Annotated in this window: 18 protein-coding genes and 7 tRNA genes; 11 read left to right on the top strand and 14 right to left on the bottom strand. The window is 46.0% G+C overall.

Going from position 1 to position 24,648, the window contains the following annotated elements:
- Positions 1–6: 6 nt before the first annotated feature.
- Together yfbR and FIV04_RS04480 are read right to left on the bottom strand one after the other, a co-directional pair.
- A complete protein-coding gene (gene yfbR / locus FIV04_RS04475) occupies positions 7–591 on the bottom strand; it encodes a 5'-deoxynucleotidase (protein ID WP_150895442.1) in 585 nt (194 codons plus the stop codon).
- A gap of 92 nt (positions 592–683) precedes the next feature.
- Positions 684–1,901 (bottom strand): pyridoxal phosphate-dependent aminotransferase, encoded by a 1,218-nt coding sequence (locus FIV04_RS04480; RefSeq protein ID WP_150871535.1) that lies wholly within the window; start codon positions 1,899–1,901, stop codon positions 684–686.
- 291 nt (positions 1,902–2,192) lie between these two features.
- Between FIV04_RS04480 and FIV04_RS04485 the strand changes: the two genes are divergently transcribed.
- The 6 genes from FIV04_RS04485 to menE all read left to right on the top strand — a co-directional run bounded on the left by FIV04_RS04485 (position 2,193) and on the right by menE (position 9,602).
- Entirely contained in the window at positions 2,193–3,500 is a 1,308-nt protein-coding gene (locus FIV04_RS04485; protein ID WP_152468363.1) for an isochorismate synthase MenF, read from the top strand.
- Positions 3,501–3,511: 11 nt separating this feature from the next.
- Entirely contained in the window at positions 3,512–5,236 is a 1,725-nt protein-coding gene (gene menD / locus FIV04_RS04490; protein ID WP_152469526.1) for a 2-succinyl-5-enolpyruvyl-6-hydroxy-3-cyclohexene-1-carboxylic-acid synthase, read from the top strand.
- Positions 5,237–5,245: 9 nt separating this feature from the next.
- The gene (menH, locus tag FIV04_RS04495; RefSeq protein ID WP_032549593.1) at positions 5,246–6,046 is read left to right on the top strand and encodes a 2-succinyl-6-hydroxy-2,4-cyclohexadiene-1-carboxylate synthase; all 801 of its coding nucleotides are present in this window, start codon (positions 5,246–5,248) and stop codon (positions 6,044–6,046) included.
- Positions 6,047–6,178: 132 nt separating this feature from the next.
- Positions 6,179–7,045 (top strand): 1,4-dihydroxy-2-naphthoyl-CoA synthase, encoded by an 867-nt coding sequence (menB, locus tag FIV04_RS04500; RefSeq protein ID WP_032549592.1) that lies wholly within the window; start codon positions 6,179–6,181, stop codon positions 7,043–7,045.
- Between the two features lie 74 nt (positions 7,046–7,119).
- Entirely contained in the window at positions 7,120–8,127 is a 1,008-nt protein-coding gene (gene menC, locus FIV04_RS04505) for an o-succinylbenzoate synthase (protein ID WP_152468364.1), read from the top strand.
- Between the two features lie 74 nt (positions 8,128–8,201).
- Complete coding sequence (gene menE / locus FIV04_RS04510) at positions 8,202–9,602, top strand: o-succinylbenzoate--CoA ligase (protein WP_152468365.1); 1,401 nt, start codon at positions 8,202–8,204, stop codon at positions 9,600–9,602.
- A 109-nt stretch (positions 9,603–9,711) separates the two neighbouring features.
- On the opposite strand, the gene nagE is transcribed toward menE, so the two are convergent.
- The gene (gene nagE / locus FIV04_RS04515; protein ID WP_172974262.1) at positions 9,712–11,157 is read right to left on the bottom strand and encodes an N-acetylglucosamine-specific PTS transporter subunit IIBC; all 1,446 of its coding nucleotides are present in this window, start codon (positions 11,155–11,157) and stop codon (positions 9,712–9,714) included.
- A 191-nt stretch (positions 11,158–11,348) separates the two neighbouring features.
- Here nagE and FIV04_RS04520 point away from each other — a divergent pair, with 191 nt between their 5' ends.
- Positions 11,349–12,227 carry a LysR substrate-binding domain-containing protein gene (locus FIV04_RS04520; protein ID WP_152468367.1) on the top strand — a complete coding sequence of 293 codons (879 nt, stop codon included), beginning with the start codon at positions 11,349–11,351 and terminating at the stop codon, positions 12,225–12,227.
- A gap of 107 nt (positions 12,228–12,334) precedes the next feature.
- A complete protein-coding gene (locus FIV04_RS26880) occupies positions 12,335–12,502 on the top strand; it encodes a hypothetical protein (protein ID WP_172974221.1) in 168 nt (55 codons plus the stop codon).
- 104 nt (positions 12,503–12,606) lie between these two features.
- Here the strand turns inward: FIV04_RS26880 and FIV04_RS04525 are convergent, their stop codons facing one another.
- The 3 genes from FIV04_RS04525 to FIV04_RS04535 form a co-directional block, all read right to left on the bottom strand.
- On the bottom strand, positions 12,607–13,527 hold the full coding sequence (locus tag FIV04_RS04525; RefSeq protein WP_152468368.1) for a YeiH family protein: 921 nt from the start codon (positions 13,525–13,527) through the stop codon (positions 12,607–12,609).
- Positions 13,528–13,675: 148 nt separating this feature from the next.
- Positions 13,676–15,550 carry an MFS transporter gene (locus tag FIV04_RS04530; RefSeq protein ID WP_152469527.1) on the bottom strand — a complete coding sequence of 625 codons (1,875 nt, stop codon included), beginning with the start codon at positions 15,548–15,550 and terminating at the stop codon, positions 13,676–13,678.
- 49 nt (positions 15,551–15,599) lie between these two features.
- Positions 15,600–16,190 carry a TetR/AcrR family transcriptional regulator gene (locus FIV04_RS04535; RefSeq protein WP_150871560.1) on the bottom strand — a complete coding sequence of 197 codons (591 nt, stop codon included), beginning with the start codon at positions 16,188–16,190 and terminating at the stop codon, positions 15,600–15,602.
- 196 nt (positions 16,191–16,386) lie between these two features.
- On the opposite strand from FIV04_RS04535, the gene FIV04_RS04540 reads away from it, so the two are divergent.
- On the top strand, positions 16,387–17,295 hold the full coding sequence (locus FIV04_RS04540) for a Tim44 domain-containing protein (RefSeq protein WP_032549584.1): 909 nt from the start codon (positions 16,387–16,389) through the stop codon (positions 17,293–17,295).
- 82 nt (positions 17,296–17,377) lie between these two features.
- Here FIV04_RS04540 and FIV04_RS04545 read toward each other — a convergent pair whose 3' ends face one another.
- From FIV04_RS04545 to FIV04_RS04580, 8 genes are all read right to left on the bottom strand, one after another.
- Positions 17,378–18,634: a hypothetical protein gene (locus tag FIV04_RS04545; protein ID WP_152468369.1), complete on the bottom strand. Its 1,257-nt coding sequence runs from the start codon at positions 18,632–18,634 to the stop codon at positions 17,378–17,380.
- Between the two features lie 268 nt (positions 18,635–18,902).
- Positions 18,903–18,987: transfer RNA gene (locus FIV04_RS04550), tRNA-Tyr, on the bottom strand.
- Positions 18,988–19,076: 89 nt separating this feature from the next.
- Positions 19,077–19,161, bottom strand: a tRNA-Tyr gene (locus tag FIV04_RS04555).
- 91 nt (positions 19,162–19,252) lie between these two features.
- Positions 19,253–19,337: transfer RNA gene (locus FIV04_RS04560), tRNA-Tyr, on the bottom strand.
- 91 nt (positions 19,338–19,428) lie between these two features.
- Positions 19,429–19,513 (bottom strand) — tRNA-Tyr (locus FIV04_RS04565).
- Between the two features lie 92 nt (positions 19,514–19,605).
- Positions 19,606–19,690: transfer RNA gene (locus FIV04_RS04570), tRNA-Tyr, on the bottom strand.
- Between the two features lie 89 nt (positions 19,691–19,779).
- A tRNA-Tyr gene (locus FIV04_RS04575) sits at positions 19,780–19,864 on the bottom strand.
- A 90-nt stretch (positions 19,865–19,954) separates the two neighbouring features.
- Positions 19,955–20,039, bottom strand: a tRNA-Tyr gene (locus FIV04_RS04580).
- Between the two features lie 422 nt (positions 20,040–20,461).
- Here FIV04_RS04580 and FIV04_RS04585 point away from each other — a divergent pair.
- Together FIV04_RS04585 and vexH are read left to right on the top strand one after the other, a co-directional pair.
- The gene (locus FIV04_RS04585; RefSeq protein WP_152468370.1) at positions 20,462–21,529 is read left to right on the top strand and encodes an efflux RND transporter periplasmic adaptor subunit; all 1,068 of its coding nucleotides are present in this window, start codon (positions 20,462–20,464) and stop codon (positions 21,527–21,529) included.
- Positions 21,529–24,642 (top strand): vibriobactin export RND transporter permease subunit VexH, encoded by a 3,114-nt coding sequence (gene vexH / locus FIV04_RS04590; protein WP_152468371.1) that lies wholly within the window; start codon positions 21,529–21,531, stop codon positions 24,640–24,642. The genes FIV04_RS04585 and vexH overlap by 1 nt, the downstream gene beginning before the upstream one ends.
- Positions 24,643–24,648 lie beyond the last annotated feature (6 nt).

Below are 24,648 nucleotides of genomic sequence, written 5' to 3' on the forward strand. Positions count from 1 at the left end.
ACCTAGCTAACTGATTTCGTCTAGCGATAATTCGAAGCTAGGGGCAAAAGTCGTTAAAAAGTAGTCCATTTCTGGACTGGCGCGCTGTGAAAGGGTTTCTTCTAAGCGGCGCTTGGCTTGTTCAAATTCATGATTTCCTGCACTTAGCTCCTCTAAGCACTTTAGATACGCACAGATAGTGTCGGCTTGTTTAACGATGCTTTGCTCTTCTTTACTGGCCTCACCGGAAATCAGGAAAGGTGCGAAATCTTCTTGGAACTCTTCTGGGAGCATAGAGAGCAAGCGTTGCTCGGCGGCAGCCTCAATCTTTTTGTACTCGTTTGCAATATCTGGGTTGTAATATTTCACCGGCGTTGGCAAATCACCAGTTAGTACTTCACTGGTGTCGTGATACATACCGAGTAGCGCAATGTGTTCAGGGTTAAGGTTCCCCTCAAACTTCTTATTTTTAATCACTGCTAATGCATGAGCGACGAAGGCCACTTGCAGGGAGTGCTCAGAGATATTTTCGGTGGAAACGGAACGCATCAAAGGCCAGCGCTGAATGAGTTTCATGCGGGCAAGGTGAGCAAAGAAATGGCTTTGGGTCATAGACTTCCTCCCTGAAATGACAAAAGGCTCCAAGTAGGAGCCTTTTAAGAATAGAAGTGATCTAGACTATTTTAAAGCCTTGTAATCTAAGATTATTCTTGGCTGTAGGTCGACAGGAAGCGTTCAAGTCGGCCAATAGCTGTTTCTAAGTCTTCGATATGCGGCAGCGTTACGATACGGAAGTGATCCGGTTTTGGCCAGTTGAAACCAGTACCCTGTACCAGCAGTACCTTCTCTTGCTTCAAGAAATCGAGTACGAACTTTTGGTCGTCTTTGATGTTGTACATCTCAGTGTCGATTTTCGGGAATAGATACATCGCCCCTTTTGGTTTCACACAAGAGACACCTGGAATCTTGTTGATCAGTTCCCAAGCTCGGTCACGCTGCTCAAGCAAGCGGCCGCCTGGCAAGATAAGCTCGTTGATACTCTGATAGCCGCCTAGTGCCGTTTGAATAGCATGCTGCATTGGTACGTTGGCACACAAACGCATCGAGGCAAGCATTTCGAGGCCTTCAACATAGCCCTTGGCTAGATGTTTAGGGCCCGTTAGGAACATCCAACCGCCACGGAAACCACAAACGCGGTACGCTTTTGATAGGCCGTTAAATGTCACCATCAACACGTCTTCTGCTAGAGTTGCAATAGAAGTGTGCACGGCACCGTCGTAAAGCACTTTATCGTAGATCTCATCGGCGAAGATCATCAGTTTGTGCTCACGGGCAATTTCGACCACTTTTAGCAAAAAGTCACGGCTGTAAACCGCACCCGTTGGGTTATTCGGGTTGATAAGAACAATACCGCGAGTCTTTGGCGTGATCTTAGCGACCATGTCATCGAGGTTCGGGTACCAGTCGTTCTCTTCATCACACATGTAGTGAACGGCTTTACCACCAGATAGTGCGACAGAGGCTGTCCACAACGGGTAGTCAGGAGCGGGAACTAAGATTTCATCGCCATTATTTAGCAGAGCTTGCATCGACATTACGATAAGCTCAGAAGCACCGTTGCCGATGTAGACATCTTCTACATCTAGGTTACGCAGACCTTTCTTTTGATAGTGCTGCACCACGGCTTTACGGGCAGAGTAGATCCCTTTTGAATCGCAGTAACCTTGAGATGTCGGCAGGTTACGAATTACGTCAACTAGGATTTCATCTGGGGCGTCAAAACCAAACGGGGCGGGATTACCAATATTTAGCTTTAGGATTTTATGTCCTTCTTCTTCCATGCGCTTAGCATGTTTTAGTACTGGTCCCCTGATCTCATAGCATACACTGTTGAGTTTTGACGACATCCCGATATTTTGCATTGCCGATTTCCTAAAAATTATTTAAATACTTTATTAAAGTACCCTAAATTGACGTTTGATAGAATAAAAATCTGAACAATCGGTTAATTCCGAATAACCTTTAGCCAGTGGCTGTTTAGAAGTGATAGTGAGGGATTTCGTAAACTTGGACCGAGCTTAGGTAAACTGAGGGACGAAACGCTTAAAATCACAGGAATACTGAAAAGATTTTATACATTCTTGATCTAAGTAGGTGCTACCCATAAAGTATCAAACTAATATAATAATAAATTAGATGTGAACGAGGTCGATTTGTCACATTTCCAACAAACCATCTGCGCTTTGATTGAGCGAGTTCAAAATGCACAAGCTGGCGACGTTCGTTGTGTTGAAGTTCTTAAGCAAAAACCACCGTTTGCATTTATTGAATGGCTTCATGCTCAACCGCTGTTCCCCAAGTTCTACTGGCAATCTCGAGACACTCGAGAAGAGGTTGTTGCGTTAGGACAAATCCATACCTTTTCTGATCCTGCACCGGCTTACGCGATTCTTGGAGACGATCAACGCATCTGGGGTGGTCGCTCTTTCGATGGACACACAGAGAAGAATCGACGTTGTATGGAATCGTTTTTCTTTCTCCCGCAGATAGAGCTGATTCGATTTGATGACAAATGGTCTTTAGCCGTCAACTTGACACCCGATCGCGTTGCCTCAATCAATGCGCTGACGAAGCTGTCTGTTGATGCCGCAATATTGGCCCCGTTGAGTGCGCATATTGAACATATCGACCACCTTCCAGAGCAACCAGAGTGGAATGGTTTAGTTGAGAAAGTGCTCACTGGTATCGACAATAACGATTTCAAAAAAGTGGTGCTTGCGCGTAAAACGACAGTGCATTTGGATGAGCCGATTTGTGCAGCTCAGCTGTTAAAAGCGAGCTATCAGAAGAATCACAACAGCTTTCATTTCATGTTGGTGCTGGACTCCAAGCATAGCTTTATCGGTTCAACGCCAGAAAGACTCTACAGTCGCCACGGTACTGAGCTAGATACGGAAGCACTCGCGGGCACGATTGGGCGCGGCAAGAATGCATCGTCTGATATGGAGCTCGCCAACTGGCTGACTCAAGATCAGAAGAATCTCAATGAAAATCAATATGTTGTAGACGACATTATTGATCGCTTAAAGGCGTATTCGCACTCTGTGAATGTTGAGAAAGAGGCTCGATTGGTTCGCCTTCGCAAGGTTCAACACCTGAAGCGTCATATTCATGCGCAGTTACATGCTGGCGTAAACGGGGTGCAACTACTCGGCACACTGCAACCAACCGCCGCTGTTGCTGGTTTGCCTCGCAAAGAGTCAATGGACTTTATTCTGAAACACGAGCCCTTTGCTCGAGGCTGGTACGCAGGTTCGGTTGGCTTCATTAGCCACCAACGCGCTGAATTCTGTGTAGCGATTCGCAGTGCATTGATCGTTGGCGATCAAGTTCAGTTGTTCGCAGGGGCGGGGATCGTGCCAGGATCGGTCGCTGAGCATGAGTGGCAAGAGTTGAATAAGAAAATGTCGACTCTGCTAAGTCTTATTTCTGAGCACCCACCACTGGGTGTGGCATCATGAGTTCACCATCATTGAAGCATGACCAAGCGGTATTAAATCGAGTCTGGTCATCGACAATGCTTGAAGAGTTAGCACGCAGCGGTGTCGAGCACGTCTGTATTGCTCCGGGCTCACGTTCAACGCCTTTGACTCTTGAGGCGGAAGCCAACAACAAACTCACCATTCACACGCATTTTGATGAGCGTGGTTTAGGCTTTTTCGCTTTAGGTTTAGCTAAGGCAACCAAAAGCAAGGTCGCGGTGATTGTGACTTCTGGTACCGCAGTTGCCAACCTTTTACCGGCAGTAGCTGAAGCGGGATTAACTCGTGAGTCTCTGATTCTTTTGACCTCAGATAGACCCGTTGAATTAGTTAATTGTGGTGCGAACCAAGCTATTCAGCAATTGGGTATTTTCTCTCAACATGTTGAAGGTTCATTGAATCTACCAAGCCCGAACACACAAGTGTCACTCAATTGGCTTCTGTGCTCGCTGGGTGATTTGTTGGCGCAGCAGAGTGCCAAGGGTGGACCTATCCATATTAATTGCCCTTATCCAGAGCCGCTTTATTCCAAAGAGAATTCAGATATTTATCATGAGTACCTCTCTTCGATTGCTGCATGGAAGGAGAGTGATAAACCATATACTTCCAAGGCATACAGCTTAAACGCAACTAGTCCCAACATCTCGTCGAGTGATTATTATCAGCGTCGTGGGGTGGTTGTCATTGGATCTTTAGCGTTAGAAGAAGCACAGGCAGCCAAACAGTTCGCACAGTCGCTAGGTTGGCCAGTGTTTTGTGATGCTCAATCTGGCGTTGCGAGCGATTGGCAGCACTACGATCTTTGGCTTCAAATTCCTGAATTCGCTCAGCAATTAAATGATTGTGATTGCATCGTGCAGTTTGGTGAGCGTATTGTGTCTAAGCGTTTAAATCACTGGATCAAGCAACAAGCTAAACACTTTTCGCCAGAGCAGTATCTTGTAATATCGCCTGATAGTCATTGCATCAATCAAGATCATCTGCCTCAGACACACATCGTTTCTCAGCCTGCATCATGGCTGGGCTATCAATCACTACCAAGTCTGCATGCGCAGAGTGCGGGGTGGGCAGATAGTTTGAAGTCAGCCTCACAAAGCATTGCTCAACTGTCTCGTGCACAGTTGATGAATGATGACCAATTAACCGAGCTCAGTATTGCGGTCGATTTGTCGGCTAGACTTAAAGAGCGAGCGCTGTTTGTTGGAAACAGCCTAATGGTGAGACTGGTCGATATGTTGTCAGCAGTTCCGAATAGCTCAGTTTATAGTAACCGAGGCGCATCAGGCATTGATGGGCTAGTTGCTACTGCAGCGGGCGTACTTAAAGCGCGTCAGCAGCCTATGATGATGTTAATCGGTGACACGTCGCTTCTATACGATTTGAATTCACTAGCACTGCTTAGTGAGTCACAGACACCTATGGTTATCGTGGTGACGAATAACGACGGTGGTGCGATTTTTGACTTGCTCCCTGTTCCTCAGCAGCAGAAGCAGTCTCTCTACCAAATGCCTCATGGGTACAGCTTTGAACATGCGGCTGCTCAGTTTCGATTGCAATATGTCGCCCCTGAAACCCTAACTCAGTATCAAGATGTCATTGATTCACACTTTGAGCAGGGCGAGGGCACACTACTGGTTGAAGTAAAAACACCTCCAGAACAAGCCTCTCACTTGTTGAAGCAGTTCAATTCAATGTTAAAAGAGGCGCAAGCCTAAGGAGTCGACATGCTTTTCTCCACTTACTACCCCGCTGAGCAAACCTCATCAGAGAAACCTTTGCTTGTGTTCTTGCACGGTCTACTTGGAAGCGGAGAGGATTGGAGTGCATGTCACTCATATCTGTCTGAATACCCGCGCTTGTGTATCGATCTGCCAGGGCACGGTAAGAGCTGTTTTGTTGATCCTATTGGCTTTGATCATTGCTGCGAGAAAATCGTTCAAAACGTTCTATTTCAGTTTCAGCAATATCAGTTACCTGATGACTATCCTATTGTTTTGATTGGTTACTCGCTGGGTGGCCGCTTAGCGATGTATGGAGTCACCAGTGGTAAGTTTGAAGCACTTAATTTGGTGAAAGTCGTGGTAGAGGGAGGTAACTTCGGACTCGACTGTGATGACGCAAGAGCACAGCGCCTGGTGCATGACACTCAATGGGCGGTACGCTTTGCACAGCAATCAATTGAGGATGTTTTAGACGATTGGTATCAGCAAAGTGTCTTTTCTTCACTAAATCATGAGCAAAGACAAACTTTAGTGATAAAGCGTAGTGGTAACCTTGGAGTATCCGTAGCAAATATGTTGTTATCTACATCACTGGCTAAGCAACCGGATTTACGTGCCACATTGAAATCTTGTGAGCATCAGCTGCATTACATTTGTGGCAAAAAAGATCGTAAATTCATTGAATTGGCGGAGAGTAGCGGCTTTGAATGTAGTCAGGTCGATCACGCTGGGCATAATGTCCATTTTGAACAGCCTGAACTATTTTCGAATTTGATCATCCAATGCATTAGCAAGCATGATTGAACTCGCACTCAACGCATTACGTAAAAACGCTTGATGTAAACAGCACTCGACATATCTAGCAATTGATATAAACAGAGATTGCGACACCGCCGAATATCGGCTGTGATCATGAATATAACAATGGGAACCACCATGGCGAAAACAGTAGGCATCACCGAAGAAGAACTATACGCAGCAGTAAATTGGAGCGATGTAGGCAGTCAATACGAAGATATCCAATACCACAAGTCAGACGACGGTATTGCCAAGATCACGATTGCGCGTCCTCAAGTCCACAATGCGTTTCGTCCACAAACTGTAAAAGAGATGATTAACGCTCTGGCTGACGCTCGTTACGACGAGAAAGTTGGCGTGATTATTCTTACCGGACTCGGTGAAAAAGCATTCTGTTCTGGCGGCGACCAAAGCATCCGTGGTGACTACGGCGGCTACCAAGATGATTCTGGCACGCACCACTTGAACGTTCTGGACTTCCAACGTCAGATCCGTACTTGTCCTAAGCCTGTCATTGCAGCTGTTTCTGGTTGGGCTGTTGGTGGCGGTCACGTACTGCACATGATGTGTGACCTCACGATTGCTGCTGAAAATGCTCAGTTCGGTCAAACAGGCCCGAAAGTGGGTTCATTTGACGGTGGTTGGGGCGCATCTTACATGGCGCGTATCGTTGGTCAGAAGAAAGCGCGCGAAATCTGGTTCCTATGTCGTTTCTACGATGCACAAGAAGCTGTAGATATGGGCTTGGTGAACACAGTCGTTCCTGTAGAGGATTTAGAGAAAGAGACAGTACGTTGGTGTCGTGAGGTTCTACAACACAGCCCGATGGCTCTACGATGCCTAAAAGCAGCACTGAACGCTGATTGTGACGGTCAAGCTGGTCTGCAAGAACTAGCGGGTAATGCGACCATGATGTTCTACATGACAGAAGAAGGCCAAGAGGGTCGAAACGCGTTTAACGAGAAACGTCGCCCCGATTTCGACAAGTTCCCGCGTAACCCATAATCGAATCTACTACCACACTGAGTCGCACAATGCGGCTCTTTGTGTTTTTGATGCTTTGTTCACTAGGAAGACTTATGAACACAATGAATTCTACACGCACAGCTAAACTCTATCGTTATCAATTACCTATGGATAGTGGTGTGGTTCTGCGTGATAACAAGCTGAATCAACGTACAGGTTACGTTATCGAGCTTGAGCATGACGGCAAGCGAGCGCTAGGTGAGGTTTCTCCTCTACCTGGGTTTAGCTTGGAGAATACCGAGCAAGCGGGTATTCAACTTCAAGAACAGTTGGAGTTATGGAGCCACAACAAACCTTTGACGCCTTATGAAGAGCTGTATCCTTCGGTTGCATTTGGCTTGTCGATGGCAATGATGGAGCTTGAAGGTGAATTGGGAGAGCAGGGCAACTACCGCGCAGCTCCTCTGTGTACAGGAGACCCTGATGAACTCATTCCTGTGCTCAATGAGATGGAAGGTGAGAAGGTCGCTAAAGTGAAGGTTGGTCTTTATGAAGCGATTCGCGATGGGATGCTAGTGAGTCTTTTCCTGGAATCAATTCCAGACCTAAGCCTACGACTGGATGCCAATCGCGCTTGGAAACCAGAAAAAGCTAAGCAGTTCATAAAGTACATCTCCCCTTCGCTGCGTCAGCGCATTAGCTTTATCGAAGAGCCGTGTCAGCAGCCGGAGGATAGTCTAGCGTTTGCCATTGATAATGGCGTCGCGATTGCGTGGGATGAAACCCTGCAAGATGCAGTGAAGCGACCAGATTTCAACCTTAGCGATCTCACAGGTGCTAAAGCTGTGGTGATTAAACCAACACTGATTGGTTCAGTAGAGCGCTGCGTTGCAATCATTGAGCGAGCGAAACAATTAGGCATTAAGCCAGTGCTGAGTTCAAGTATTGAGACAAGTCTTGGTCTGACGCAGATTGCTCGTTTGGCCCATCAATACTTGCCTGAGGAAGTGCCGGGTTTAGACACTATTGGTCTGTTCCAGTCTCAACTTGAAGTCGCTTGGCCAAACTGCGATTTACCTCTAGAGACGTTAGAAAGTCAGCAGTTGATTTGGCAGTCTTAACGCCCTTGTAGTATTTACATCAGTTCAGCTCATCATGTTGCGATGAGCTGACTCCTTCAGCATTAGGTACGCTTGTGACCTTTACCAATTCATTATGGCAGCAGTGGGTGAATGCTTCACCATTCAGCCGCGCGTTAATCACCCCATTACACACGCTAAATTGGCGCGAGCTCGATGCGTTAGTCGAACGCTATAGCGCCTACTTAAATACGCAAGGTCTATCCAAAGGTGACATACTCACCATTGTTGGAAAAAACAGCAGTGAGTTAGTGCTCGCTTATCTTGCTTCTATCAACCTTGGGGTTTTGGTCGCGATGACGATGCCTCAGCCGTCGAAGAAACTAGAACAAAAGCTAGAGACCCTTTATTCAGCTGGGAAAGAGCGTTTTGTTGCATTCACAGGCGAGTATGGCGAAGCGTTGAATGTCGATGCAAAGCTCATCCAACTCCCAAGTTTAGAAGAGGTTCTAGGCTTGCAACTACATCCCCTGAAACAACCTTTAGGTGAAACGAATGATCTTGCATCAATCGTGTTTACATCGGGTTCTACTGGTAACCCAAAGGCAGTAGCACACACGGCTAAGCAGCACATTGCTTCGGCTACAGGGTTATTAGAACATTTTAAGTTTGGTTCTGATGATACTTGGCTGCTCAGCTTGCCTATGTACCACGTCTCTGGGCTAGCCATTTTTTATCGCTGGCTGTTGGCGGGTGCGACGCTCAAAGTGGGTACTCAAGGTCTAGAGCAAGACATTGATGGTTGTACTCATGTCTCGCTGGTCGCGACTCAGCTTAGACGTTTGCTTGATAGTGAGTGTCCACTTTCATTGAGTCATGTGCTGCTCGGTGGTAGCCATATTTCAAATCAATTGGCACAAGAAGCCAACCAACGTGGTATTAAAACCTGGTTGGGTTACGGCATGACAGAGGCTGCATCAACGGTGACGGCTAAACCTGTTGATGAAAGTAATACAACGGGCTTTGTGCTTCCTCAACGGCGGGTAAGAGTCGACGATGGTCGAATCTACATCGCTGGCGAGACACTAGCCAGCGGTTACTATTATCAGGGGAATCTAACACCTTTGGTTGATGATACAGGTTGGTTTGATAGCAAAGACCTAGGGCAATGGGTCGATGATCAGCTGTTGATTATTGGTCGTGCAGATAACCAATTTATTTCAGGTGGAGAGAACATTCACTGTGAAGAGATAGAGCAAGCCTTGAGTAAACTATCGGGTATCAATCAAGCGATTGTCGTGCCGGTAGAGGACCGCGAATTTGGTTTTCGCCCTGTCGCCATTGTTGATTGTGTTGAGCTACCTACCAAGGACTGGTTCTGTGAAAAGCTGGTGGGGCGTTTAGAAAAATTCAAATTGCCGATCGAGTATTATCGTATGCCAGTGCTAGATCAACAGGGTATTAAAGTTTCAAGAGCTGACCTTGCACGCTGGCTTAAGGAAGCTAGGCGCCAATAAAACGAAGCGCAATACACGGTGACTAGTCGTAATTGCGCTTCAGGGGGTTGTGATAGAGGTGAAGCCATCACAAATTCTTAGTTCTTGTTAAGGAAGGTATCTGTTTAGATTAAGCGAGTGCCTTCTTCATTTGCTCCGCCACTTTATCGACTTTGCCTAGGCCAATGATGACTTGTAGTCCACCTTTGCCCACTGGAACTACGCCAGCCGCCCCAAGCTTTTTCAAGGCTTCGCTATCTGCTACTGACGAGTCTTTTACTGTCAGGCGGAGGCGAGTGATACAGTTGTCCACTTCAAGAATATTATCTGCACCACCAATCGCTTCTATGTAGTTCTGGGTTAGGTTAACCAATGCTTCCGGAGATTCACTTTTATCCTCTGATTCCATCTCTTCACCACGACCTGGAGTGCGTAGATTGAACTTGATAATCGCAAAGCGGAAGATGCTGTAGTAAAGCGCGAAGAACACCACACCTTGAACCAATAACATGTACCAGTTAGTCGCTAGTGGGTTTTGGCTCGATAGTACTAGGTCAACAAAACCTGCCGAGAATCCAAAGCCTGCCATCCACTCCATGCTTGCTGCAATGTACAGTGATAAGCCTGTTAACACAGCGTGAATCAAGAACAGCACTGGTGCTAAGAACATGAAGCTGAATTCCAGTGGCTCTGTAATACCGGTAAAGAATGATGCCATTGCCGCTGCAAGCATGATTGCGAATACTTGGTTTTTGTTTTTCGCATCAGAGCAGTGGTACATCGCCAAGGCTGCAGCAGGCAAGCCGAACATCATGATAGGGAAGAAGCCAGCTTGGTACATGCCTGTTTTACCTGGAATACCTGTGCCGTTAGCGATAGATTGCGCACCGCCTAGGAAGTTTGGAATATCGTTAATGCCTACAACATCAAACCAGAATACAGGGTAGAGCGCGTGATGCATACCAACGGATAAGAACAGGCGGTTGAAGAATCCGAACAGACCCGCACCAATTGCGCCCATGCTTTCCAGCTTAATGCCAAGAACGATCAGAGCATCGTAAACAGCAGGCCAGATGGAAAGCAGAGCAAAAGAGAGTGCCATACCCGCAATCGAGGTTAGGATCGGTACTAAGCGCTTGCCGCTGAAGAACGCGAGAGCTTGTGGCAGTTCAACTGTAGAGTAGCGGTTATAGATCTCAGCCGAGATGATACCTACGATGATACCAATAAACTGATTACTGATTTTGCCAAATGCCGCTGGGACTTCATTCGCATCCACATTCATTAACTGCGCAACTGATCCCGGGTTAAGTAGAGTAGTGACGACCAGAAACATCACAAAACCAGATAGCGCGGCAGAACCGTTTTTATCTCGGCTCAAACCAAAAGCAACACCAACGGCAAACAGGACGGCCATGTTATCGATGATGGCACCACCAGACTTGATTAAAAATGCCGCCAGAATACTCTCTGAACCCCATCCAACAGGATCGAGCCAATAGCCGATCCCCATTAAAATAGCTGCAGCAGGAAGTGTCGCGACGGGAACCATCAACGCCTTACCCACTTTCTGCATGTATCCGAGTATGTTCATATCTACCCCTAAGTTTGTAATTAATTTTTTTAATGTTCCTACTAAGCCCATTTGGTATTAACTGTGGACGGAGTAGGGTTTTAAGCAACTGAGGCTATTAGAAACTTATTTCTTGATGCGAACAAACGAATTGGGTAGTACTATGAATTAAAAATTTTAATGCATGGGCTCCTATGGCGAATCATCAATCTTTACTAAGAAATCTGCATACCTTCAACATAGCAGCAGAAAAAATGAGTTTTACGTTAGCCGCTAAAAAGCTTCACCTAACGCAAGGAGCTGTGAGTCATCGTATTAAGGTACTAGAGGGGGAGCTGGGCTTTAATTTGTTTGTACGTGGGACTCGAAAGCTAGAATTGACCGAAGAAGGGCTGCGTTTCCAACGAACTTTGTCGAAGTCTTTGAGTTCTATTTTCAGTGAGATTGAAGACATCAACAATACTGACCTTTATGGCCAAATCAATATTGGTACCAGTCCAGCTTTTGCTAATAGTTGGTTGCTACCAAGGCTAGCGGACTTTAAGAAGCGATACCCCAAGTTTAACCTCAATATCTTTTCTCAAGAAGAGCAAGACTTTCATCAAAACCATTTAGATATCGCGATTTATTACGGTGCTGAAAATCTAAAAGACATGTACCGACAACCTCTGTTTGGAGAAAAGTATATCCCCGTTTGTACACCGAGTTATGCGGCGGAAAATGACATTTTTGAAGATGGTTTAGAGTCCTTACATAGGATTAACTTTATTCATGCATTGGGTTCTGATGTTTGGCAGCGTTGGATAAAGCATCATCAGCTGGACGTAAATTTGTTTGAACAGTTCTATTGTGTCAGTCACCGCGATATGGGAGTAAGGAGTGCTCTACACAATATTGGAGTAGCGATGGGACGCTATCACTTCGTCAAGCAGTACATAGAAACTGGTGAGCTCATTACGCCTTATCCAAGTATGGAAACGAATAAAAGCTATGAACTGATTTGTCCGCTAGGTACTGAAAAGCGCCCTAAAGTAAGGACGTTTATTCGATGGTTAGAGGATCAACTTAGCTAGGTTAGTTGATTTGGAGATAAAATAGTTCAAAACAGAATTTATTATCTTTATAACTATCCATCATAATAAAGCCTAATTCTAAGGGACTAGTGAATAAGGCTTCGGTTATGAAAACAGCGCTGATCTTTGCGGTACTACTGCAAATTGGACAGGCAGTGACCTCACACGGACTGACTCGCTCTCTGGCTGAGTTCACCGCATTTATTTTGGTGGTTGTGCTAGTTATGATGAAGAAACAAGAGAGTCAATCCAATACCTCAGTACAAGAGCAGTAGCCAGATACAAAGAACCCTCACCACTGTGATTGCATTGGTGAGGGCTTTTCGTTTTAGAATAAGGCTTTTTGGATTAAGGCGTTTTGAAATGAGGCGTTTTTAAATTAAGCGAATAACAGCCAACTTAACGATCCAACAGAGATCAATACCCACATCGTGATACCAAACATCAATGGCTTAGGCCCGGCTGCTTTGAGCTTTTCAACAGAGATACCACACCCAATTAGGAATAAACAAACCACCAAAGCGCGCTTGGAAACATCAAAGATGCCTTGGTAGACCATTTCAAATTGCGGCAACAGATCGCTCACGGCAATAGCAGCGCAGTAGAAGAAAATGAAGTAGGGAATGGTGATCTTCTTTTGGTCACTTTTAAAGATCATCGCACTGACTAACGCAATTGGAATGATCCATAGGGCTCTTGCCAATTTAAGCGTTGTTGCGGTTGTTAAAGCCTCTTCACCATAAGCCGATGCTGCACCCACCACTGATGAGGTATCGTGAATGGCGATTGCTGCCCATGTACCAAAGGTGTGTTGGCTAAGCTCTAGTGCGTGACCAATCATTGGAAATAGGAATAGCGCAATCGAGTTGAGAACAAAAACCGTCGCTAAAGCTAAACCTATTTGTTCATCATCAGCCTTTATTGCTGGAGCGACCGCGGCAATGGCACTACCACCGCAAATCGCGGTACCAGAAGAGATTAAGTAACCCGTTGTGCGGTCTAACCCCATGCGTTTTGCCAAGAACCAACCAATCACTAACGTGCCGATGATGGTGGTAACAATAAGTCCAATCCCATCGCCAGTTACTGACAACGCTTTCTCAAATTGAATCCCGAAGCCCAAGCCAACGATAGAGTAGGCGAGCAGCTTCTTAGTAATTTTACCGACTTCAAGGTTAGCTGGAACCAAGCCCAAACTTGCGAGCAGAAAGCCGATAACAAGTGCTGTCGGGGAGCTTACCCAAGGTGTTAGGCAAAAAAGGGCTGCAAGGTAAAAAGGGATGCTTTTGTTGAAGCTCATGATGGTGTCAGTTTTTATTATTAGGTTAAGTTAGAGAGCACTATACGTTTAAACAGTCGATAAGTAAGTCTAAATGAACTGAACAAACGTTTAGAAAAACTGAACGTTTGTTCGTTGGCCATAGTACTCGCGTAATACAGAGTGTTATCTAACGAAAATCACCGCGCAGTTCGACGACTTTCTGATGCAGTACATCGCATGAAGCTTGTTTTGGATCGATAGCGTCACCTGCTTCAATCTCAAGTTTGGTCCAAAATCGAGTTGGTAGGCCTTTACAAGCTCGACCTTTGTAGCGGCTGAAATAGCTACCCCAAAGGCCTTTCAATGCCATTGGGATGACTGGAACAGGAGAGCGCTTGATGATCAGCTCCATACCGCGCATGAACTCTCCGACTTCACCATCAGACGTTAAACGCCCTTCAGGGAAAATGCAGACAATGTGTCCATCATGCAGAGCTTGCTCGACCTCATTGAAAGCATTGCGGATTGAACGTCGATTGGTCGCTGAAATAGGTATCACCCCTGCACGTTTTAAGAATCGACGAATAGGCGGCAGCTTGGCGTAGTCCTCTTCCATTACAAATCGAATCAAGCGAGGGCAAACCGCACTCAGTAGTAGTGCATCCATATAGCTTACGTGGTTACAAATAATCAACGCCCCGCCTTTTTCAGGCAAGTGATGTAGATTCTTATGCTTCACACGATACATAGTATGAGTCACAACCCAAGTGAAAAATCTGAATGCGTAAATAGGTACTTGATAGAAGAGGTACAGAACCACGAGCGTATTCATTGCCGCCAATAGAATGAACAGATCAACAATGTCCATTTCAAGCAGGCTTAAACAGATGATACCGAGTACTGCGCTGCCAACCATAAACAGAGAGTTGTAAATGTTTAGCCCTGCAATCACTTGAGCTCGTTCGTTTGGTTCAGCTCTGAACTGCATTAAGGCGTACAGCGGAACGATGAAAATACCACCGGAAATACCAAGAAGCAGTAGGTATGCAAACAGTGGCCAGAGATCAGAGTGAACAATAAATTGATCAAAGGATTCGAATTGAGGCAAATTCTCTGGGACTGACAGAGCCATCAGTAATCCAAACAAGGAAATACCTAGGCTTCCCATAGGAACGATGCCAATCTCAATACGGTGATTAGAAAGCTTGTCACAAGCCAATGAACCGATAGCGATACCAACAGAGAACAGGGCTAGCAAGAAAGCCACCGCGCTCTCGGTGCCGTTCAGGTGAATCTTGGTAAAGTTCGGGAATTGGGTTAAGTAAGCTGCGCCTAAGAACCAGAACCAGCTGATGGCCATTAGAGCTTGGAAAGTCGGACGGTCTTTCTTAGCAATCTTTAGTGTCTGGCGAGTAAGCGCAATTGGTCGCCATTTGATTTTCATATCTGGCGCATTGCTTGGCGCATTCGGAATAAAGCAGCTAGCACCATAACCTATCACAGCGAATAGAACGATACACACCGAGGCAACGATCTTCGCGCTCTCATGAGAGGCAATAATCCCTGCGCCCAAAGTACCAATAAGAATCGCCAGGAAAGTTCCGGTTTCGACTAAAGCGTTACCAGAGACAAGCTCTTTAGGTTCAAGTTGTTGCGGCAACAGTGCGTATTTCACTGGCCCGAAGAAAGCGCTTTGGGTTCCCATAAGGAAAAGTAAGAGCAAAAGAATGCCGTAGCTTTCATAGATAAAGCCAATGGCACCCAACGACATAATCACGATTTCTAGCAGCTTAACCTTACGAATGAACCATGACTTTTCATATTTGTCCGCGAGTACGCCTGCTAGTGCAGAAAACAGGAAGAATGGCAGTATAAAAAGACCCGCAGCCAGATTAATGAAGAGGTTGCTAGAGATGGGTAATGTATCGACGCTGGCGAAAGCGACAAACAGCAGCAACACATTCTTGAAGATATTGTCGTTAAAGGCCCCTAGAAACTGGGTAATAAAATAGGGTAGGAACCTTTGTTGCGTTAACAGCGAAGATTGGCTGCTGCTCTTCATATACGAACCTTGTTCATTTGCGACCTTATTCATTTGCCACTGTAATGGCTTACCAATTGGTTAAGTAATTTGATAATAAGTTATTAATCAGGTCTTTACCATCAATTGGCTCGGAAGCGAAGAACTTGTCATCGACACTCAACAGCGTAATACCGTGCACGCCAGACCATAATACTCGGCTTGCTTTCAGTACTTCTTTTTCTGTGTGATGCGGGGCAATAGCAAGTAACAGTTGCTCAAGCATGCCTGTCATCTTATCGATACGGTTCGATTGCCACTGAGGTAGGTTTTCACCATTCATGTTGTGTTCGAAAACTAACTGCCAACGGTTTGGGTGCTTAAGAGCAAAATCGTGATAACAGTAGGCTAGGTTAAACAGTGCATCTTGAGGGTTGCTTGATTGCTCAACCGCTACGGTCGCTTCAGCAGACAGTTCATCAAGTGTTTTAGCAACAACGTGCAGAAGAAGCAGGTTGTAGTTGCCGAATACATTAACAAGAGTACTTGGCACATATCCAATCATGTTCGCGATTTTTCGAAGGCTCAGCTCGTGATATGAGTGATCTTCTAAAAATTGAGTAACTGTGTCGAGTGTGAGCTGAACTAATTGCTCGCGCGTGTGATCGTTTCTTCTGGCCATGGTGAACTTCTATTAATGAACAACGTTCAATATTTTAGTCGCCCGCTCTAGTGGGCGTCAATGCTTTACTCTACAAGGGTTAAATTAATCTCAGCAATATTATGATACATGTGTAGCGACTGTGAATATTTCATTGTTCATTGTTAACGAGTATGATTAAAGAGTCGAAAGATAACGAAACCTATAAAGGATAAGAATGAAACGATTTTTCTCACTAATCGCGATTATGATGGTATCAGTCGCGGTGACACCAATCGCAGAAGCGAAAAAGTTTGGTGGTGGTAAGTCATTTGGTAAAAGTTTCAAAACGGCTCCCGCTCCTAAACAACAACAGCAAAACACAAACTCGATTAAGCAAGACCAAGCTGGCAAGACAAATGCGGCTGGCTCTAGTAAAAAAGGTCTAATGGGTGGTCTATTAGGCGGCCTACTGGCTGGCGGCCTGTTAGCGGCATTCTTTGGTGGCGCTTTTGAAGGTATCCAGTTCATGGATATCCTGATCATGGGTCTGATTGCGTTCCTAGCATTTAAATTCTTACGTGGCATGTTGGGTGCTAAGCAGGGCTCAATGAACCAGCAACGCGGCCAACAGCCAGCGTTTGGTGGTATGGGTCAGAACAAATTTGAGCAACCACAACAGCAGCCAAACGTTCATAACTTTGAACAAGCACAACCTCAATCACAAGGCACAGCTGGCGGTTTTGGTTTTGGCGCACAAAGCGATGTTCCTCATAACTACCCACCGGGTTTTGATCAAGCCGCATTCATTAACGGTTCTCGTGAGCACTACCGTACCCTACAAGGCGCTTGGAATCACAATGAACTGAACACGATTGAAGAATATGTATCTCCAAGTCTGTTTGAAGACCTAAAAGCAGAGCGCAACAAGCTTGAAGGTGAGCAACATACAGACGTAATGTACGTAGATGCGGAAATTGTTCGTGCTGACCATGACGGCAGCAAGGCGCAATTGAGTCTTCAATTCAGCGGTCGCTACCGTGACTCAGTTGAAGGTATCGAAGAAGATATTACGGACATCTGGCACTTAGAGCGCGACCTTACTGCGCCAAATGCACCTTGGTTGATCGTTGGTATCCAAGGCTAATTAATCCAGTTTCGTGATTAAACGAAGAGCCCTTGCTGTTATGGCAAGGGCTCTTTTTGTTGGTGGTAAGTCATCTGTGAAGCTAAGGGGTATAGTTCAACGTATGGTTGTGCAGACTTCCCCAATCATAGATCTCAAATTTTAGCTGGTCATCGGCAGTCTTTTTGAGACTGATGATCTCTTCAACGCCACTGGTACCATCGTAGTAATCCCCCCAAGGTTTATCAGGAAGTTGTTCGCGGAGGGTTTCGGACTGGACACTGAGCCTAAGTGATACCGAATCTGATTGTTGTCCATCATCAATAAACTTATAACCACCGCTTTTAACGGACTCAGTTTTAAATACGTTTGTTCCCTCAACACCACAGTCGCCATTTTGGTAGGTGACTTTGGTTAATATGTAACTTTGCTCAGACAATGTAAGTTGATAGCGAGAATCATCTGTTGGAGCTGGTGAACAGGTGTTGGCATTTTCTTGCCATGTACCATAAAAGGCATCAACACCAAAGGCACTGTGTAAGTTTTTCCAAGGGCTTTGTTCGTCAATCTCAATGGCTGCTGGCAGTGTCGCTGTGACTTCGTCATCTTCGTCATCTTCGTCTCTAAAACGATTGAAGCCATCGAGTGTGAGTTCGGTTGGATTGGTAACTGAAGCACTGGTGTCCTTGATTTTGATGATACCGATACTCGGCGCAAACCAAAGCTCTTGCCTCAATGAGATTTGGTCAAGACTAATTGCGCCGTATGTTGGAGAGTAGACCGTAACATCAAACGCTAAAACAAACTCAATATGTACCGCCTCATAAGAGCCATGCTGAGTCACAACGGTCTCAATTCCGTGGTTTTTCCAGATTGGTAACACGCTAGTATAAGCGGGCCCCGGGTCTGGAGTGATTGTAGTAGTCGCTTCGCTGTAGCCCGAGTCTGACCGTTCGCCTAATTCCGCATAAGCCGGAAGTAGAAGAAAGGGAGTTGTGGAGATATCAAATTGAGCTGTGTAACGGGTGCCATTTACCATGACTTGATTAAAGGTGAGGCCATCTAGATAAAGCCTCTGATCTTTATATTCAAAGGATTGTTTGAACCCGCTGTGTGGCCAGTTAAGCGAGAATGTTTCACTGCCGTCGGTGTGTACGGTGACTGGGGAGCTCGTAACTTTGTAGTTTTGTCCGGTGTTATCGTCGCTGTATGTCCAAGCTGCGCCATTTTGCGCAGGTAGATATTGATTGGTAGAAATAGCAGACGATACCGGAGTAGAAGGAGAGCTCGAGCCTCCACCGCCACATGCTGTTAATCCGATAAGACACAGACTCACCATCATCCAATTGTGATTACTCATGTTTCTTTCCTTGCTTAGCCTAAAAGACATTGTGCTTTTTAATTAGTATTCGCAAGGGGACTTTATGCTTGTTGTTTTATAAAATATTGATATGTATCAATCGATTAACAAGGTTCGCGTATATCGAATGGAAGAAAAATTAGAAGTATTGAATGCATCAAGTTTTGTAGGTCTACAAAGTATGAGCTAAATCTACGGTGATATTAGTATGGTTAGATACAAAAAAAGCCAACTCAGTGAGTTGGCTTTTTGATCTCTTAAGAGAATATGGTGGAGGGGGACGGATTCGAACCATCGAAGGCAGTGCCGGCAGATTTACAGTCTGCTCCCTTTGGCCACTCGGGAACCCCTCCAGGGTGTTTCCTATCTAAAATAGGCTCAATTGAAGTTTTCCCAACGATTCAATCGAGGTTTTCTTATCTCTAAAGAGTTAAGAAGAATATGGTGGAGGGGGACGGATTCGAACCATCGAAGGCGGAGCCGGCAGATTTACAGTCTGCTCCCTTTGGCCACTCGGGAACCCCTCCAGGGTATTTCCTATCTAAAATAGGCTCAATTGAAGTTTTCCCAACGATTCAATCGAGGTTTTCTTATCTCTTAAAGAGTTAAGAAGAAATATGGTGGAGGGGGACGGATTCGAACCATCGAAGGCGGAGCCGGCAGATTTACAGTCTGCTCCCTTTGGCCACTCGGGAACCCCTCCAGGGTATTTCCTATCTAAAATAGGCTCAATTGAAGTTTTCCCAACGATTCAATCGAGGTTTTCTTATCTCTTAAAGAGTTAAGAAGAAATATGGTGGAGGGGGACGGATTCGAACCATCGAAGGCGGAGCCGGCAGATTTACAGTCTGCTCCCTTTGGCCACTCGGGAACCCCTCCAGGGTGTTTCCCTATCTAACATAGGCTCAATTGAAGTTTTCCCAACGATTCAATCGAGGTTTTCTTATCTCTTAAAGAGTTAAGAAGAAATATGGTGGAGGGGGACGGATTCGAACCATCGAAGGCGGAGCCGGCAGATTTACAGTCTGCTCCCTTTGGCCACTCGGGAACCCCTCCAGGGTGTTTCCTATCTAACATAGGCTCAATTGAAGTTTTCCCAACGATTCAATCGAGGTTTCTTATCTCTTAAAGAGTTAAGGAGAATATGGTGGAGGGGGACGGATTCGAACCATCGAAGGCGGAGCCGGCAGATTTACAGTCTGCTCCCTTTGGCCACTCGGGAACCCCTCCAGGGTGTTTCCTATCTAACATAGGCTCAATTGAAGTTTTCCCAACGATTCAATCGAGGTTTCTTATCTCTTAAAGAGCTAAGAAGAAATATGGTGGAGGGGGACGGATTCGAACCATCGAAGGCGGAGCCGGCAGATTTACAGTCTGCTCCCTTTGGCCACTCGGGAACCCCTCCAGGGGTGTTTTCCTATCTCTTAGTGGATAGGCTTAAGAAATGTTTTTCCCAACGCATCTCTCAAGTGCGGAGCGCATCATAGCAAACACGTTTAACCTGTAAAGAGTTTTTCTTATGGTTTTGTGTTGAATGCTGCCTTTTTGGGCAAAGATAGCGAAAAGTGCGCGTTTTGCTCGGTAAGTGAACATATGTTCTGGCTGTACCGTATTGCTGTCCTAAATTATAGAGTGCGTAATTACCGTAAATGCCGAAAGTAATTGTATTTAGTCGGCCATCAAAGCTGGCTAGACGCATGATATTTTACCGAATGTCAGCATAATTTAGCGACATTTACACTTCTTGACGTTATTCGTTGCTATCAGTTGATAGAATACGGTTAATTACTTTATAGAGATCTCGAATCTAACTTACAGACTATCGTTATGACACATAAATCCATTTTATCTCTACTTAGCTTATCTATCATCTTGGCGTCTCCAGCCGTAGTTGCTAAGCGCATGGGACCAAGTTCAGTGACTGTCGTTACTGAGCAGGTCGATATTCATCAAGTTAACCAGTCACTTTCACTGGTTGGTAAGCTAGAAGCTGAGCAATCAGTGATCATCTCTTCTGAGATCTCTGGCAAAGTTGACTCCATCCATGTCAAAGCTAACCAAGAAGTTAAGAAAGACCAGTTATTGGTTCAACTGGATGACGACAAAGCCAAAGCGGCGGTGGCAGAAGCAAAAGCGTATCTAAAAGACGAACGTCGTAAATTGGCCGAGTTTGAGCGCTTAGTAAAAAGAAACGCTATTACACAAACTGAAATTGATGCGCAGAAAACCAGTGTAGAGATTGCACTTGCGAGACTGGCGGCAGCAAATGCCAACCTAAAAGACCTTCATATTTCAGCACCATTCTCCGGCACCGTGGGTTTTATCGACTTTAGCCGCGGCAAACTCGTTAGTTCAGGTACTGAATTGGTGGCACTGGATGACTTATCTGTGATGCAGTTAGATCTTCAGGTTCCAGAGCGTTACCTAGCGATGCTTTCAAAAGGTATGACAGTAACAGCACGCACAAGCGCATGGGGAGATACTGAATTCTCAGGCACAGTCGTGGGTATCGACTCACGCATTAACACAGAAACACTGAACCTGCGTGTTCGTATTCACTTCGATAACCCGAACGACTATCTAAAGCCGGGTATGCTCGTTTCAGCTGAGATGGACTTCCCACCCGTTGAAGCGCCGATTATCCCTGTGCAGGCTCTGCAATACTCAGGTACCAAGCGTTACGTTTATGTCGTCGGCGAAGATAATAAAGCGACGCGCACGGAAGTATTCCTAGGTGCTCGTATTGGTAACGAAGTGGTTATCGAAAAAGGCATCAATATTGGTGAGAAGATCGTGGTCCAAGGCATTGTGAACATGCGCGATGGCGTTCAGGTACAAGAGCTTGGTGTAACAACATCAGCAAAGCGTCAACCTCAGCAAGAGGAATCTAACTAATGCTGTTATCTGATGTTTCAGTAAAAAGGCCAGTAGCAGCGCTGGTTCTCAGTTTGCTGTTAGTGGTGTTTGGTATCGTTTCGTTCAGCAAACTTGCCGTACGAGAAATGCCAGATATCGAGAGCCCAGTTGTTTCTATTAGTACTCGCTATGAAGGCGCTTCTGCGACCATCATTGAAAGCCAGATTACCTCCAATCTAGAGGATCAGCTATCTGGTATTAGTGGGATTGATGAGATCGAGTCGACAACCCGAAATGGTTCTTCACGAATTACAATTACCTTTGAACTCGGTTATGACCTTAATACAGGTGTCAGTGACGTTCGTGATGCGGTAGCTCGCGCTCAACGTTCTTTGCCTGATGAAGCAGACGATCCGATTGTTTATAAGAACAATGGTAGTGGTGAAGCTTCGTTATACATCAACCTTAGCTCCACTGAAATGGACCGAACCCAACTGACGGACTACACCGAGCGTGTGCTTATCGATAGGTTCAGTTTGATTTCAGGTGTTAGCTCGGTTGATATCTCGGGTGGCCTATATAAGGTTATGTACGTCAAACTCAAGCCTGAGTTGATGGCGGGCCGTGGTGTAACCGCTACTGATATCACCACAGCGCTTCGCAACGAGAACATTGAGAGCCCGGGCGGTGAGGTACGTAACGATGCGATCGTTATGTCAGTCCGTACTGCGCGCTCATATACCCAAGCGGAAGACTTCGAGTATCTGGTTGTTAAGCGTGCATCGGACAACTCACCGATCTACCTAAAAGACGTTGCTGATGTCTATATTGGCGCAGAGAACGAAAACTCGACCTTTAAGAGTGATGGTATCGTTAACGTGAGCATGGGTATCGTGCCGCAATCGGATGCGAACCCGCTAGAAGTGGCTGACCTTGTTCATAAGGAAGTAGAGAACATTCAAAAGTTCTTACCAGACGGCACGCGCTTAGCCATTGACTACGACTCAACTGTTTTCATTGACCGCTCAATTACAGAGGTGTATAGCACGCTGTTTATCACAGGTGGTTTGGTTATCTTAGTGCTGTACGTGTTTATCGGCCAAGCACGTGCCACTTTGATTCCTGCGGTAACCGTGCCCGTATCTCTGATATCTTCATTTATCGCCGCCTACTACTTTGGCTTCTCGATCAACTTGATCACCTTGATGGCGCTAATTCTATCGATTGGTCTGGTAGTGGATGACGCTATCGTTGTAGTCGAGAATATTTTCCACCACATCGAACGTGGTGAATCGCCACTGCTTGCTGCCTATAAAGGTACGCGCGAAGTTGGTTTTGCCGTTGTTGCAACAACGCTAGTACTGGTGATGGTATTCCTGCCGATCTCTTTTATGGATGGCATGGTTGGCCTGCTGTTCACTGAATTCTCAGTGCTATTAGCAATGTCGGTGATCTTCTCTTCGCTGGTTGCTCTAACACTGACGCCAGTATTGGGCAGTAAGATCTTAAAAGCTAACGTGAAACCGAATCGCTTCAACCACTTCGTTGAGCGCGTTTTCGGCAAGCTAGAGAAAGGCTATCGCAGTGTTTTGCGTCGCGCTCTGGTGTGGCGTTTGGCCGCACCAATCATCATTATTGCGTGTCTGGGCGGCAGCTACGGCTTAATGCAACAAGTGCCAGCACAACTAACACCACAAGAAGACCGAGGTGTGATCTTCGCGTTTGTTCGTGGTGCAGATGCAACCAGTTATAACCGCATGTCAGCCAACATGGATCTGGTTGAAGAGCGTTTGATGCCGCTACTAGGTCAAGGGTTCTTGAAGTCGTTCAGCTTACAGTCGCCAGCATTCGGCGGTAATGCAGGTGACCAAACTGGCTTCGTGATAATGATTCTAGAAGACTGGAATGAGCGTGAAGCGACCGCTCAAGAAGCGCTAGGTCAAGTGAGAAAAGCGCTGACGGGAATTCCGGATGTTCGTATTTTCCCATTCATGCCAGGTTTCCGTGGCGGTTCGAGCGAACCTGTTCAGTTTGTTCTTGGTGGTTCGGATTACCCTGAACTGCAAAAGTGGGCTGAGATCTTAAAGCAAGCGGCTGAAGACTCGCCAATGATGGAAGGTGCTGACATCGACTACTCAGAGAAAACGCCTGAGCTGTTGGTGACGGTAGATAAACAGCGTGCTGCAGAACTTGGGGTGAGTGTTTCAGACATCTCAGACACACTAGAGATTATGCTAGGTGGTAAGAGTGAAACCACCTTTGTAGAGCGTGGTGAAGAGTACGATGTCTACCTACGTGGCGATGAGAACAGCTTCAACAACGCCAATGATCTCAGCCAGATTTACATGAGAACCCAGTCTGGTGAGCTAGTCACGCTGGATACGCTAACTAAGATTGAAGAAGTTGCTTCGTCGATTCGTTTGTCTCACTACAACAAGCAGAAGTCGATCACCATTAAGGCGAACTTGATGGATGGCTACACTCTAGGTGAAGCCCTTGATTTCCTCGATGAACAAGCAATTGAGATGCTGCCAGGTGATATCTCAGTGAGCTACTCTGGCGAGTCTAAAGACTTTAAAGAGAATCAATCGAGCATTCTCGTGGTCTTTGCCTTGGCGATGCTGGTTGCTTACCTCGTGCTAGCCGCCCAGTTTGAAAGCTTCATCAACCCGTTGGTGGTGATGTTCACCGTACCTATGGGGATCTTCGGTGGTTTCTTAGGTTTGGTGCTGATGAGCCAAGGTCTGAACGTCTATAGCCAGATCGGTATGATCATGTTGATTGGTATGGTAACTAAGAATGGTATCTTGATCGTTGAGTTTGCCAACCAACTGCGTGACCGTGGCATCGAGTTTGAGAAAGCGATTGTGGATGCTTCTGCGCGTCGTCTGCGTCCAATCATGATGACAGCGTTTACCACTCTGGCAGGTGCTATTCCGCTGATTACATCGACTGGTGCGGGTTACGAGAGCCGCGTTGCGGTTGGTACGGTTATCTTTTTCGGTATGGGCTTTGCGACACTGGTAACTCTGTTTGTCATTCCAGCGATGTATCGTCTGATCTCAGGTGCGACAAGAGCTCCAGGTCACGTTGAGTCTGAACTGAATAAAGCGTTGAGTCACGATACGGTAGGTCGCACCTCACACGGGTAGATTGTC

The organism is Vibrio sp. THAF190c, assembly GCF_009363355.1.
GTDB classification, from domain to species: domain Bacteria; phylum Pseudomonadota; class Gammaproteobacteria; order Enterobacterales; family Vibrionaceae; genus Vibrio; species Vibrio fortis_A.